The sequence below is a fragment of the Raineya orbicola genome, assembly GCF_002843425.1.
Taxonomy (GTDB): domain Bacteria; phylum Bacteroidota; class Bacteroidia; order Cytophagales; family Thermonemataceae; genus Raineya; species Raineya orbicola.
Map to the genome: position 1 here is coordinate 23061 of NZ_NKXO01000013.1, position 13989 is coordinate 37049.

Sequence of the window (13989 nt, forward strand, 5' to 3'; positions counted from 1 at the left end):
TCACCAATCAATAGGCTCAAAGCCGTATTTGATGAGGTATTCGTTAGTTTTACTAAAATGACGATTGCCTGCAAAACCTCCACCTGCCAGCGGCGAAGGGTGTGGGGCTTCTAAAACCAAATGTTTATTTCTATCAACGATTTTACCTTTTTTTTGGGCATAAGCACCCCAAAGCAAAAAAACTACGTGTTCTTTTTGCTCTGAAATTACTTTGATAACGGCGTCTGTAAATTTTTCCCAGCCTTTGTTCTGATGTGAGCCTGCCTCACCTGCTCGCACCGTGAGCGTAGCATTTAGTAATAGCACGCCTTGCTTCGCCCAACGTTCTAAATTGCCATTTTTAGGAAAAGGCTTTCCTAAATCAGCTTGAATTTCCTTGAAAATATTAACCAACGAAGGAGGCATTTTTACACCCTCGGGTACAGAAAAAGAAAGCCCGTGGGCTTGTCCTTCGCCGTGATAAGGGTCTTGCCCTAAAATTACCACGCGACAATTATCAAAAGAGCATTTTTCAAAAGCATTGAAAATCAAGCTACCCGGAGGATATACTTTTTTGGTTTTATATTCGTGTTTTACAAAAGTGATTAAATCTTCAAAATAAGGCTTATTAAACTCTTCTTGTAAATGTGTTTTCCAACTTTCTGCGATTTTTACTTCTGCCATTTTTTTAGATTTTAGATGCAAGAAATAGAATGAAAAATAATTATTCTTCAAAGACTTTAGCTAAATCAATTTGTAAATCGGGGAAGATATGAGAAACGAGTATTTCATCTTCGGCGAAAGTGGCTTTGAGATAAAATTTATCAGTTTTTTCATCTAAAACGAATTGAAGCACGCTTTCCTCGTAAGGATAAACGACCCAATATTCTTTCACGCCAGCCTCCTCGTAAAGTTGATATTTGATTTTCATTTCTTTTTTAGAATTACCCAAAGAAAGAATTTCCACAATTAAATCGGGTGAGCCTAAACAGCCTCTTTCGTCTAATTTATTTTTATCGCAAATCACGGAAATATCAGGCTGAACAACGGTATAGACGTCTTTGCTGGCTTTTTTAGATTTTCGTTTATCAAGCAGGCGAACATCAAAAGGAGCGGAAAAAACCTGACAAGAAGTATTTGCCGAAACACTTTTTAGGTAGTTGAAAATATTTGCACTCAAAAACATTGAAATTCTTTGGTGCTTCATACTTGGTGCAGGGGACATAGGAAAAATTTTTCCTTTGATAAGCTCAACAGCCTGCTCCAAACGCCAATTCAGATAATCGGCGTAAGTATAAATACCATTCAAATCTAACTCCGAAAGGCTTGTAACGGGTTTCATTGTTTGCCAAAAGTTTTTTGGTACAGCTCTATACTTTCTTGTACAATTTGCATAGCTTCGGTTTTGCCTAAAAATTCCTCTACAATCACCTTTTTGTTTTCAAGTTTTTTGTAATCTTCAAAAAAGCGTCTGATTTCAACGGTAGTATGCGGTGGCAGTTCGCTGATGTCGTTAATATGATTCACACTCATATCGTATTGAGCCACAGCGATAATTTTATCATCAGCTTCGCCTTGGTCTATCATCCGCATTACGCCAATCACTTTGGCATCAACCATACACAAATGGGGTAAATCAATGGACATTATCACCAAAATATCAAGCGGGTCTTTATCGTCGCAGTAAGTTTGTGGAATAAATCCATAATTTGCAGGATAATGCACTGCTGAAAATAGCACTCTATCCAGCATTAGCAAACCTGTGGGTTTATGTATTTCAAATTTTCCCTTGCTACCTTTGGGAATTTCAATGATAGCATTGACAATCTCGGGGGGCTTATCGCCTACGGGTACATCGTGCCAAGGGTTCATAACAAGTAGATTTTAGAGTTTATCTAAAAGTTTTTGACTTGAAATTACGAAAAAACCAAATAAAAACTATCTTTGCAAGATAAAAAATTTGCAAATGGAAAAAATTTATATCAAAGAAGTCAATGAGTTGCAAAGAGCAAAGCAAATTGCTGAAAAGTTAGATTTATACGAACACGACTTGAAGGAGGAGTACAAGCGTTTGCTTTTCAATTTTGAGGAGTCTATCGGACAAATGAGGCTTATTACCAAAGTAAGTGATAAAATTCAAAAGAAATTAGACAAAGTCAATGCCGCCCTTGACCAAAAGAACCGAGAATTAGATGCTAAAAATCAAGAATTGCAACAAACCATTGACGAACTTACCCAAGCTCGTGCAGGTCGTACTGCCACTACCATAGTATTGTTTTTGGCTCTGCTTTTATTTTTGGTGGAAGAAATCTTAGTAGAACCTGTGATAGAAGCTAATTTTGGAGGTAACCAATGGGCAAGCATAGGCACAAAACTATTCATTGTATTGTTATTAAAGCCCATTGAAAGTGTTTTGGAAAATATAGTTTTTTCTTATTTGCATAAAAGAGCAAAAAGACAAAAAGAAATAAATCAAGCTCATCAGATAAGCGTATCTAAAAAAAGCGAGGACGAATAAATTTTAGATTTTTCAAATCTATTTTGAATGCAAGGGAAGAAAATCATTTTAGGAGTAACGGCGAGCATTGCCGCTTACAAATCGGCACTTTTGGTGCGTTTGCTTGTCAAAAAAGGGGCAGAAGTAAAAGTATTGATGAGCCAGACGGCTACCGAGTTTATCACACCGCTTACATTGGCTACTCTTTCCAAAAATCCTGTTTTCGTTGATTTTGTAAAAGATAAAACGGGCGTATGGCACAATCACGTAGATTTAGGCTTATGGGCTGATGCTATCGTGGTAGCTCCTGCCAGTGCCAATACCATTGCTAAATGTGCCAATGGGATTTGTGATAATTTGCTTACGGCTACTTATTTTTCGGCACGTTCGCCTGTTTTTTTTGCTCCTGCAATGGATTTAGATATGTATAAGCACCCTGCTACGCAAGAAAATTTACGAAGGTTACAAAGTTATGGTAATTTTATTATCCCTTCGGAATATGGTGAGCTAGCAAGCGGATTGATAGGAGAAGGGCGAATGGCTGAACCCGAACATATTGTAGATTTTTTGCAGAATTTTTTTCAAGAAAAACAAATTTTTGCAGGAAAAAAAGTAATGATTACCGCAGGAGCTACGCGTGAAGCTATTGACCCTGTACGTTTTATTAGCAATTATTCTACGGGTAAAATGGGTTTTGCTTTGGCTGAAAGTTTTGCCCGAAAAGGAGCAGAGGTGCATCTGATTGCCGCTAATACCTCTATTGCTCAACCTGAAAATGTCAGTTCTTACAAGGTTAGTTCTGCACAAGAAATGTTTGAAACAGCTCAAAGTTTAGTAAGTGAGATGGATATTTGTGTATTTTCGGCGGCAGTGGCAGACTACCGCCCCAAAGAAGTAGCTACTGAAAAAATCAAAAAAAACACCGAAACACTTACTTTGGAGCTTATCAAAAATGTAGATATTGCCTTTACCCTGGGGCAGAAGAAAAAGAAAAATCAATTTTTTGTGGGTTTTGCCTTGGAAACGCAAAATGAAACTGAAAATGCTTTGCAAAAATTGCAAAAAAAGAATTTTGATATGGTAGTGCTAAATTCGCTTAAAGATGAAGGGGCAGGTTTTGCCCACGATACCAACAAAATCTCTATTATAGACAAAAACGGCACAAAGATAGATTTCCCGCTAAAAAGCAAGAAAGAAGTAGCAAAGGATATTGTGAGCTTTATTTATGAGTGCTTGCAAAAATAGCTGAAAAAAACAATTATTCTCTCTCTACTTGAATACTAATTTTCTGACTTCTGCCTTTGTCATCTACACAGGTAATTGTATTTTTGCCAAGTTTAGGTTTGAAGAAAATATTTTCTTTGACTGGTGCTTCTTGGAGCAGTCTGTCGTTGATGTACCAATAAACTTTTTGGACATCGTTTTGCGTGTAGGTTTTAAGCAATAGTTCTGTGGGTTCGTTGGAGGGTATAAAATAAGTTTTATCTGCCAAAGGTGAAATGATTTGTGGTTTGAGCTTTTCATTGGCTTGCAAGTATTGCTCACAATTAGGGTGTAGAGGGGGAGTTTGAAAGTAAGGAATTTTTTGTGCTTCGTAATAGACTTGCAATGCTGTGGGAATTACGGGATAGAACTTTTTTTTGTAGCCTGTTTCAGGCAGACAATCGGGCAAATATTGAAATTTTTCATCTGCCGAAACATAAAGTTCTTTTTCGTGTTGGCATACTTGTGAAGGCGAAATAAGTGGAATATAATAATCAATGACCTGATTTTTGCAAAAAGTATTAGGAGGCAAGCCACTTTCAGAGCAAACTAAACGAAAAGTAATTTCTTTGGGGGCAAGGGGTAAAGGAGTTGTAGCATTGTCTAAGGCGTTAAAGATTTCAAAAAGCAGAGGAGTGGCTATCTCCGAACCTGAAAGTTCGGGTACGCCTTTGCCCGAAAAGTTACCTACCCAAACGCCTATGGTGTATTTCTGATTGTATCCAATACTCCAAGCATCACGTTTTCCGTAAGAAGTACCTGTTTTCCAAGCGATTATGGGTTTATTTTTTGCGTTTTGATAACTTCGGGGCAAGTCAGGTCTTTGGGCGAGCGTGAGTACTTGTGTAAAACTATATGTCGAAGCAACCGAAATGATTGTATCGGTGCGTATGGTGCTATCAGTGGCTAAAAAATTCAAAGGGGCGTATTGTCCGTAGTTGGCAAAAGTAACATAGAGATTGGTGAGTTCTTCTAAATTTGTTCCAAAACCGCCTAAAATCATTGAAAGACCTACTTTTTTCTCTTGTTTTTCAAGTGTTTTGAAGCCTGCTTGTTTGAGCTTTTTTACAAAATGTTCTATGGAAATTTCTTGCAAAGTAGCCACTGCGGGAATATTGAGCGAAAGTGAAAGAGCTGTTTCTACAGAAATTTTACCTCGGAATTTGTTATCAAAGTTATCGGGAGCGTATCCGTCCCAATCAGTAGGAATGTCTAAAATAGTAGTTTTAGGAGTAAGTTTGCCCAAATCCATAGCGATTGCATAGACCAAAGGTTTAAGCGTACTACCCGGTGAGCGTATAGCAGTTATGCCATCTACTTGGCTTTCAGCGAAATTTTGTGAACCTACGTAAGCTCTAATTTTACGTGTTTTGTTCTCTACCACTAATACAGCTACGTTTTCAATTTGAAGCAAACGGAGTTTTTTAGCGTAATTTTCGGCAAGGGCTTGAACTTTCATTTGCACGGGCAAGTGTAAGGCAGTTTGTATATTTTCATTTTTGGGATATTTCTGCACCAAGCGAATACACCAATGCGGAGCTAAACGAGGTACCTCGTGCCTTTGTACATTTAAAGGTTCTTGTAAAGCGTTTGAAATTTCTTTTTTACTAAAAATACTTTGTTTTGCAAAGTTTAAGAGCCATTTGTTTCTTTCTTTTTGAACGTATAAGTTATCTTTTCCCAAAGATAAACTATTGGGGCGGTTGGGAATAATAACAAGTGTAGTAATTTCAGCAATGCTCAAATTTTGTGGCAATTTTTGAAAATATATCACAGATGCGGATTTTACGCCTTCTATGTTGCCACCATAAGGCACTAAATTCAGATACATTTGTAAGATTTCTTTTTTGGAATAGTGCCATTCTAACTGCATTGCTCTGATCATTTCTACGAGTTTATTCCAATAGGTGCGAGGTTTAGGCTCAAGCAAGCGAGCTACTTGCATTGTAATGGTAGATGCCCCCGAAGTGCGTTTTTGAGATAGTAAATTATTGAAAATAGCTCTTGCTACTGCCAAAGGATTTACCCCAAAATGATAGAAAAAATACTTGTCTTCTTTGGCAATAAAGGCTTTTTGCAACTCTTCGCTGATTTCTGATAGCTCTGTTTTCATTCGCCATTTTTCATCAGTGCTTAAAAATGCTCCTAAAACTCGGTTTTCTTCGTCTAAAACCACTTGCGAATAGCGAATATGAAAACGAAAAGGGAAAATAAAATCTAAAATCAAAAAAAGTACAAAGCAAGCGAGTAAAGTCCAAAATGATTTGATAAGTAGTTTTTTCCAAAAAATACGGCGTAAGAGAAACATAGACGAAATGGCAGTTGCTATGGCAATTTAAGGCAAATTTAGGACAATTCGTCCATTCTGCTTGACAAAAATGCTGAAAATTTTGTCAAAAGGTAAGCATTTGAGAAGTGGTATGTACTTTGCTTTTAAAGTATTTGAAACCAAAATCTTAAACTGCTATGGCTATGAACTTACTTAAATGGACTAAAAACCTAAAACCCAAGTTCCCCGCAATGATTGAGAGATTTTGGGGTAAAGTAATGGGCAAAGATATCAAAGAAAGTGAGGAAGTAGGTCTTGTGCCTTCAGTGAATATCAGCGAAGAGCAAAAGGCTTACGAAGTATCGGTTGCCGTACCCGGCTTGGACAAAAAAGATATTAAAGTAGAAATAGACAACGGGTACTTGCGAATTTACTCCGAAAAGCAATATGAAAACGAAGAGAGAGATAAAAACTGGCTTCGCAGAGAGTTTGGTTATGCCTGCTTTCAGAGAGTTTTTCAAATTCCTGAAAGTGCAGACCCCGATAAAGTAGAAGCCTCTTTGAAAAACGGCATACTTACTATTAAAATGGCAAAAAAGAAAGGTTACGAGAATTATGTCAAAAAAATCACCGTAAAATAAATTTTCAAACTTTAATTTTTCGCAAGGTCTATGGAAAAATTGAGTTTGAGCCTTACAATGATAGCTCTATCGTATGGGGTAGTGCTTGCTTTAATAAATTACTTGATTTTTGCAAAAAACGAAATGAAATGAAAATTATAATAAGCCACGAATAACACGAATGAAAGATGTTTCGTGTATTCGTGGCAATTTTTTAATTTGGGTTTAATTGACAACAAATATACTTACGGATTTACGCATAAAATATTTTCTTTGCCGCAAGCAAAGTATTTTGCAAAAGTGAAACCACAGTCATTAGTCCTACGCCGCCGGGCACAGGGGTAATGTAGCTACATTTTGGGGCAACTTCATCAAACTTTACATCACCTACAATTCTATAACCTTTTGCCGAACTCTCATCAGGCAAACGGGTAATGCCTACATCTATGACTACTGCTCCTTCTTTTATCATATTGGCTGTTACAAATTCAGGCTTCCCAAGAGCAACTATCAGTATATCAGCTTCTTGTGTAAATTTGCTTAAATCTTTGGTTTTACTATGACAAAGCGTTACGGTGCAGTTGCCAATAGGAGCATTGCGAGCCATAAGAATACTCATCGGCGAGCCAACAATATTGCTTCTACCCACCACTACACAATGTTTGCCTGTGGTTTCTATTTTGTAACGTTCAAGCATTTGCAAAATACCAAAAGGCGTAGCAGGAATGTAAGCAGGCAAATTTTTTGCCATTCTGCCAATATTGATAGGGTGAAATCCATCTACATCTTTTTCAGGGGCAATGGTTTCAATGACTTTGGTTTCAGAAATATGTTTAGGCAAAGGTAATTGCACAATGAAGCCATCAATATCAGGGTTTTCGTTCATTTTTTGAATTTCAGTGAGCAGTTCTTGCTCCGAAATGCTCTCTTCAAAACGCAATAAAGTAGAACTAAAACCTACTTCCTCACAACTTTTTACTTTACTTTTTACATACGTTTCGCTGGCGCCGTCGTTGCCCACTAAAATTGCCGCTAAATGTGGAATTTTACCACCTTTTGCCCTAATGTTTTCTACTTCATTTTTGAGTTCTGCCTTGATTTCAGCAGAAAGTTTTTTGCCGTCTAAAAGTATCATATTTCAAGAAAATTAAAAGTATCTTTCCAAAACATTTACAATCCGAGAGGCTGTTTGCCCGTCCCAAAACGGAATATTTTCGCCTTTTTTGCTTTTTCCTTCTTTTACCTGCTGAATTTTCTGAAACAAAAGCTCATAATTATCTCCTATAAGCGTATTTGTGCCTAATTCAAGGGTGATAGGTCTTTCGGTATTTTTACGCAAGGTAAAACAAGCAACCCCCAACACCGAAGTTTCTTCTTGTATGCCACCTGAGTCGGTCAGCACGCAAAGGGCATTTTTTTGCAAATTGATAAAATCTAAATATCCCAAAGGCTCAATAATATGAAAATTAGCAGGAAAAGCTGAAATATCAATGTTCAACTCCAATTGTTTGCGTGTGCGTGGGTGTATAGGCAAAATTACGACATTCTCTCGGGCAACTTCCGCAAAAAATGCAAATAATCTTTGGAGACTTTCTTTGTCATCAACGTTTGAAGGACGATGCACCGTAGAGAGAATATATTTTTTTTCGCCAAATTTTTTAATAAGTTCAAAGCTTTTTTGAGCTTTTTGAGGAAATTGTTGGATAGCCTGCAAAGCAAAAAACAAGCTATCAATCATAATATTGCCTACACAATGAATTTTATCAGCACTAATTCCTTCGCGTAATAAGTTTTCGTTGGCATCTTGCGATGGAGTGAGCAGTAAGGTGCTGATTTGGTCTGTAAGCAAACGATTGATTTCTTCGGGCATTGTGAAATCACGAGAACGCAAACCCGCTTCTACGTGTACTACGGGAATTTGCATTTTCACACTCACCAAAGCCGCCGCCAAAGTAGAATTGACATCTCCATATACGATTACGCAAGTAGGCTTTTCGGCTCGTAGAATAGGTTCAAGGGCTAACATTATTTTAGCGGTTTGTTCGGTGTGCGAACCTGAACCCACTCCTAAATGATAGTCAGGAGGCGTGATTTGCAATTCCTCAAAAAAAATATCTGACATTTGGCTGTCATAATGCTGACCCGTATGTATGATTTTTTGTTGATGCGTAGTGTGGGCAAGTTCTCTCTGTAAAGGGGCTAATTTCATAAAATTGGGTCTAGCTCCTACTATATGCAAGATTTTCAGGCTCATAAGATAGTTGATATTGATATGAAGTAACTTCGTTGAATGCTCCTACAAAATTCTGCACAACCGTATGAATATTGATGTGCGTGTAGATAAAATTTTCTGCATTTTTACCCACTTTTTGAGCTATTTGCGGATTTTGCAACAAATATTCTATTTGATTTTGTAAGTCTAGGAAATTGTCTTTTTCAAAGAAAAACCCTGTAACCTGATGTGTGATTAAGTCTTTTTCAGTACCATCAGCTTCTGAACAAATGACAGGCGTTCCCCAAGCCATTGCTTCGTTAATGGCAAGTCCGCCTGCCCCAACCAGCACACAAGCCAAAGATGATTGTAAATAGTTTCCCACTACTTCGCTATCATAAATTCCACCTAAAAATTTGACCTTATTTTTAAGATGCAGTTTTTCAGCAAGTTGTTGTAAATGATTTTTTTCTGTGCCATCACCTATCAAAACTAATTCCGCTTGCGGAAAAGAAACAACCACTTTGGCAAAGACTTCTAAAAGAGCATCAATTTTCTTCCATTTCACAAGCCTGCCCACGTGAATAATTCGGTGAGGGTTGTAGGCAAATAGTTTATTTTCGTTTTTTAATTTTTCTTTGGCAAGCAGAATTTTGTCGGTGTCAATGGAGTTGTAGGTAATAAAAATTTTATTTTTGGCAACGCCATAAGTTGGCAGTATGTCAAGAGCTTTTGAGCAGTAATTCAGATGAGCATCTACCCAACAAAAATAACCTTTGTTGATTTGGGTAATAAGCCAATACTTCAATTTTTTCGTAAAAGTATCGGCTTTGATATGATTCATATTTTCATCAAAGAAACCTTCTTGGGAATAAAACTGCATTGCTTTTGGATAGGGCGGAATTTGGTAAGGAATGCTTCGGTAAAGTATTTTGATTTTATTTTTGTAAAGCCAATACCTTACCGAAGGTCGCAGATATATGCCTAAAATATAGGGCCAACCTACTACTAGTATTTGAGGCTGTTCTTGTTGCAAGATTTGTGTTATTTGGGGAAAATGTGGCTTTTGTCCTAAAAGTAAAGTTTCAGGGCTGTAAATTATCTTGAAATGACAATCGTCTCTTTTTTCTGCAACTCCCGAACCAATCGTACTGCTTTTTTTTTCGGGCAATAATACGACAACTTCTAAATTGCGGGTTTGAGACAATTTATTGAGCAAATCTCGCAAGTAATGAGGCATTCCACCGAAAATAAAAAGTACTTTCATAATACTTTGAGCCAATTTGCTAAAATTTCTAAACCATATTCGCACAAGATAGCTTCGGGGTGAAATTGTACGCCAAAAATAGGTAAATTTTGATGCTCCAAAGCCATTACTTCTTGAAAACTATCATTTGTGAAGGCTGTAACTCGTAAAATTGAAGGTAAATCTTTCAAAATAAGCGAATGATATCGCACCACTTTGAATTTTGAGGGCAAATTTGCGAATAAAAAACTTTCTTTGGTGCAAATTTCTGAAATTTTTCCGTGCATAGGGGCGTGAGCGTGGGTGAGTGTAGCTCCGAAATACTCACCAATTGCCTGATGTCCTAAACAAACGCCTAAAATAGGCAATTGCTTATGATAAAAATCCAAAACTTGTATCAAATTTCCTGCTTCTTTGGGAGTAGAGGGCCCCGGGGAAAGTACGACACCATCATAAGTATTTGAAGCAATGAGGGCTAATTCAACATTATTACGAAAAACTTCGCATTTTGCCCCTAAACGTTCAAGGTAATCTTGTAAGTTGTAGGTGAATGAATCAAAATTATCTAAAAGCAAGATTTTAGGCATATCAGATAGCGTTGGCTACTGCAAAATAAAGCGGAAAACCCACAGAAATATTGAAAGGAAAAGTAAGTCCCAAAGCCATAGGAATATAGATGCCAGGGTCGGCATTAGGAGCGGCAAACTTCATAGCCGCAGGCACTGCAATATATGAGCCGCTTGCCGCAAGCACACCAAATATAAATCGGTTGCCAATATCTTGGGTAATAAGCGAACTGACAGCTACCGCCATTATACCATTAAAAGCAGGTAAGAAAATCGCTAACAAGGTGAGAAATAACCCTTGCTTGCGAAAAGAAGCAAAACGCCGAGCCGTTACCATTCCCATTTCTAAAAGAAAAATTGCTAAAAAGCCCTTGAAAATATCTGTTGTAAAGGGCTTAATGCCTTCGGCTTGTTTGGTATCAGAAATAATACCGATTATCAGACTACCGAAAATCATCAAAACGCTACCATTGGTGAAAGAATGTTTGATGATTGTTCCGACATTACTGACTTGGTGACTGGCTTCCTTTTCAAACTTTTTAATCAGCGTAACTCCCACAATAATAGCAGGGGCTTCCATAAAAGCCATTACAGCAACCATATGCCCGCCGAAAGCCATTTTCTGAATTTCTAAAAAAGATACTGCCGAAACAAAAGTTACTGCACTTACCGAGCCATATGTGGCGGCTATTGCACCTGCATCACCTATGCTCAACTTGCGTTTGAGCAAAAAAAACGTATAAATAGGAATGATAGCCGAAATAGCTATTCCCAAAAGAATAGAAAAAATGATTTCCGTAGAAAAATTGCTATGGGCAAGCTCTTGCCCGCCCTTGAAACCTATCGCAAAAAGCAAATACAAAGAAATAAATTTGCTGGAAGACTGAGGTATTTCTAAATCGCTTTTTAGCGTAGTGGCAAGAATTCCAAGCAGAAAAAATAATATCGTGGGATTGGTCAGGTTGCTAATGAGAATATGAAAGTCCATTGCTGAAAAATTTTAGGTGCAAAAATAAGCCTTTTTCGGCTGAAATAAGCATAATTTTTTGAAAGCGATTTTTTTCTTTTGCCGATTATGTTTTTATTTGCAAGGCAATGTAAAAAAATACGTTTATGCTTACAAGATTTTATGCTTTTTGTTTAGCTTTTGTTGTAATTTTCTCGCTTCAAGCCCAAGAAAAAAAGCGTTTTGCATCACTTCAAGAGGCTTTAAGTTCGGGTGGAAAACTTTCGGGAAATTTTGGTCCCCGAAGTGTGAATTGGATTGAGGGAGGAGAAAAATTTTCGTTCATAGAAGGAGCAGGGCAAATCAAGGTTTTTTCGCCCCAAGACGGCAAAGAGGAAGTAATTTTCAGTGCCGCAGGCTTAAAATTTCCTGATAAAGACCAAAATTTCAACTATGTTTCGTTTCAGTGGTCAAAGGATAGCAAATACTTGCTTTTTCAAACGAATTTTCGTCCTGTTTATCGGCGTTCAGGGGTTTCGGATTATTACTTTTATGATGTAAGCACGAAAACGCTCAAACTTGCTGCCAAAGATGCTCATTCAGCAGAGCTTTCCCCTGATGGCAAAAAAATAGCCTACGAAAAAGGAGGAAATCTATTTGTTTTTGACTTTGCTACGCAAAAAGAAACACAACTCACTACCGATGCCCAAGAAAATGTATGGAATGGGCGTTTTGGTTGGGTGTATGAAGAGGAGTTTGGTTTGGCACAGGCTTGGGAATGGTCGCCTGATAGTCGTTATATTGCTTTTTGGCAAACTGATGAACGAAACGTCCCTATCTTTCAGATGACTGATTACAGCGGACTTGCCGATACTTACGAAAAACTTCCTTATCCCAAAGTTGGCAATAATAACCCGCTTGTAAAAATCGGAATGATTGATGTAGAAAAAAATCAGCGTACTTGGGCAAAAGTAGATTTAGGCGATGGTTATATTCCTCGTATCTATTGGACATCTGTTTCGGGGCAATTGGCTGTAATGCACCTTAATCGCAAGCAAAATCATCTGAAACTTTATTTTACGAATGTGCAAACAGGTGAGGCAAAGCTCATTATGGAAGAAACTTCCAAAGCGTGGATAGATGTGTTTGATTTCTTTGCAGGAATTATGCATTATGCGTTTTTTCCACAAGGGTTGCAAGAGTTTTTTTGGATTTCGGAGCGAGATGGTTTTGCTCATTTATACCGATACGATTATAATGGAAAATTGCTCGGGCAAGTTACCAAAGGTAATTGGGAAGTAGTTTTTGTACATAATGTTGATGCCAAAAACAAAAAAATATATTACACTTCTACTGAAGTCTCCCCATTGGAAAGACATTTGTACGAAATAGATTTTTCGGGGAAAAACAAACGCCGTCTTACACAAACAGCAGGCAGGCATATTATTGATTTTTCGCCCAATAGTAAATATTATTTGGATAGGTACTCCAACACTACCACACCTACTCAGGTAGAACTTTGGGAAGTGGGAAAAAATCCTAAAATGCTAAAAAAGCTCGTAGATAACGCCGAAGTGTCTAAATTCATTCAGGAAAATGCTTACTCTCCAAGAGAACTGACAAATTTCACTACCTCTGACGGACAAAAAATAGATATTTATCTTGTAAAACCGCTCAATTTCAATCCTACACAAAAATACCCACTTTTATTGAACATTTACGGCGGACCAGGGGCTCAAAGCGTCTATAATGAATTTGGGAGAGATGCTTGGGAGCAATATTTAGTCCAACAAGGCTATGTTGTGGCAAGTGTCAATAACAGGGGCAGTGGGGGGTATGGTTATGCTTTTGAAAAAATTGTGTATGAACAACTTGGCAAGTATGAAAGTAAAGATTTTGCTGAAACGGCTCAATTCCTTGTAAAACAGGGTTTTATAGATGCAAATCGCATAGCTATTCGTGGGCATAGTTATGGGGGATATATGTCATCTTTCACAATACTGAATTATCCTGATATTTTCAAAGTAGCGATTGTGGCGGCACCCGTTACGGACTGGCGTTTGTATGATAGCATTTACGCCGAGCGTTATATGGGGCTTTTACCCGAAAATGATGCCAAATACGTGGCTTCTTCTTGTATGAATTACGCCCAAAACCTAAAAGGTAAAATGCTGTTAGTACATTCGGCAATGGACGAAAATGTACACGTAAAACATACTTTTCAACTTGCAAAAGCTCTTATAGATGCAGGCAAAGACGCTGATTTGCGTATATTTCCTCCGGGTAATCACGGCGTAGCGTACAGCTGGCAAAGTCGCTTGCTTTTGTTCCAACTTTATACTGATTATTTGGAAAAACATTTGAAATAAGAAAGTAAGCGTAAAACTCAAA

Annotated in this window: 13 protein-coding genes; 4 read left to right on the top strand and 9 right to left on the bottom strand. The window is 37.6% G+C overall.

Features of this window, described 5'->3' with window-relative positions; all coding sequences use genetic code 11:
* The 3 genes from ung to Rain11_RS05130 are packed head-to-tail and all read right to left on the bottom strand — an operon-like array spanning position 1 to position 1851.
* On the bottom strand, positions 1 to 663 hold the full coding sequence (gene ung / locus Rain11_RS05120; protein ID WP_101358271.1) for a uracil-DNA glycosylase: 663 nt from the start codon (positions 661 to 663) through the stop codon (positions 1 to 3).
* Between the two features lie 40 nt (positions 664 to 703).
* Positions 704 to 1321 carry a Uma2 family endonuclease gene (locus Rain11_RS05125; RefSeq protein ID WP_101358272.1) on the bottom strand — a complete coding sequence of 206 codons (618 nt, stop codon included), beginning with the start codon at positions 1319 to 1321 and terminating at the stop codon, positions 704 to 706.
* Positions 1318 to 1851: an inorganic diphosphatase gene (locus Rain11_RS05130; protein WP_101358273.1), complete on the bottom strand. Its 534-nt coding sequence runs from the start codon at positions 1849 to 1851 to the stop codon at positions 1318 to 1320. Before Rain11_RS05130 ends, Rain11_RS05125 begins: the two co-directional genes overlap by 4 nt.
* A gap of 94 nt (positions 1852 to 1945) precedes the next feature.
* On the opposite strand from Rain11_RS05130, the gene Rain11_RS05135 reads away from it, so the two are divergent.
* Together Rain11_RS05135 and coaBC are read left to right on the top strand one after the other, a co-directional pair.
* The gene (locus Rain11_RS05135; protein WP_101358274.1) at positions 1946 to 2497 is read left to right on the top strand and encodes a hypothetical protein; all 552 of its coding nucleotides are present in this window, start codon (positions 1946 to 1948) and stop codon (positions 2495 to 2497) included.
* 27 nt (positions 2498 to 2524) lie between these two features.
* A complete protein-coding gene (gene coaBC, locus Rain11_RS05140) occupies positions 2525 to 3721 on the top strand; it encodes a bifunctional phosphopantothenoylcysteine decarboxylase/phosphopantothenate--cysteine ligase CoaBC (RefSeq protein ID WP_101358275.1) in 1197 nt (398 codons plus the stop codon).
* 13 nt (positions 3722 to 3734) lie between these two features.
* On the opposite strand, the gene pbpC is transcribed toward coaBC, so the two are convergent.
* A complete protein-coding gene (pbpC, locus tag Rain11_RS05145; protein WP_101358276.1) occupies positions 3735 to 6047 on the bottom strand; it encodes a penicillin-binding protein 1C in 2313 nt (770 codons plus the stop codon).
* A gap of 158 nt (positions 6048 to 6205) precedes the next feature.
* Between pbpC and Rain11_RS05150 the strand changes: the two genes are divergently transcribed.
* Positions 6206 to 6649: an Hsp20/alpha crystallin family protein gene (locus Rain11_RS05150; RefSeq protein ID WP_101358277.1), complete on the top strand. Its 444-nt coding sequence runs from the start codon at positions 6206 to 6208 to the stop codon at positions 6647 to 6649.
* A 232-nt stretch (positions 6650 to 6881) separates the two neighbouring features.
* Here the strand turns inward: Rain11_RS05150 and folD are convergent, their stop codons facing one another.
* Genes folD through Rain11_RS05175 form a run of 5 tightly spaced genes read right to left on the bottom strand, consistent with a single transcriptional unit; the run spans position 6882 to position 11640 of the window.
* Entirely contained in the window at positions 6882 to 7763 is an 882-nt protein-coding gene (folD, locus tag Rain11_RS05155) for a bifunctional methylenetetrahydrofolate dehydrogenase/methenyltetrahydrofolate cyclohydrolase FolD (protein ID WP_101358278.1), read from the bottom strand.
* A gap of 12 nt (positions 7764 to 7775) precedes the next feature.
* Positions 7776 to 8837, bottom strand: coding sequence for a non-hydrolyzing UDP-N-acetylglucosamine 2-epimerase (gene wecB / locus Rain11_RS05160; protein WP_243390547.1), 1062 nt, complete (start codon positions 8835 to 8837; stop codon positions 7776 to 7778).
* Positions 8838 to 8847: 10 nt separating this feature from the next.
* The gene (locus Rain11_RS05165; RefSeq protein WP_101358280.1) at positions 8848 to 10107 is read right to left on the bottom strand and encodes a glycosyltransferase family 4 protein; all 1260 of its coding nucleotides are present in this window, start codon (positions 10105 to 10107) and stop codon (positions 8848 to 8850) included.
* Entirely contained in the window at positions 10104 to 10673 is a 570-nt protein-coding gene (locus tag Rain11_RS05170; protein WP_101358281.1) for an anthranilate synthase component II, read from the bottom strand. The genes Rain11_RS05165 and Rain11_RS05170 overlap by 4 nt, the downstream gene beginning before the upstream one ends.
* A 1-nt stretch (position 10674) precedes the next feature.
* The gene (locus Rain11_RS05175) at positions 10675 to 11640 is read right to left on the bottom strand and encodes a sodium-dependent bicarbonate transport family permease (RefSeq protein ID WP_101358282.1); all 966 of its coding nucleotides are present in this window, start codon (positions 11638 to 11640) and stop codon (positions 10675 to 10677) included.
* A gap of 125 nt (positions 11641 to 11765) precedes the next feature.
* Between Rain11_RS05175 and Rain11_RS05180 the strand changes: the two genes are divergently transcribed.
* The gene (locus Rain11_RS05180) at positions 11766 to 13967 is read left to right on the top strand and encodes a S9 family peptidase (RefSeq protein ID WP_101358283.1); all 2202 of its coding nucleotides are present in this window, start codon (positions 11766 to 11768) and stop codon (positions 13965 to 13967) included.
* Positions 13968 to 13989: the final 22 nt, after the last annotated feature.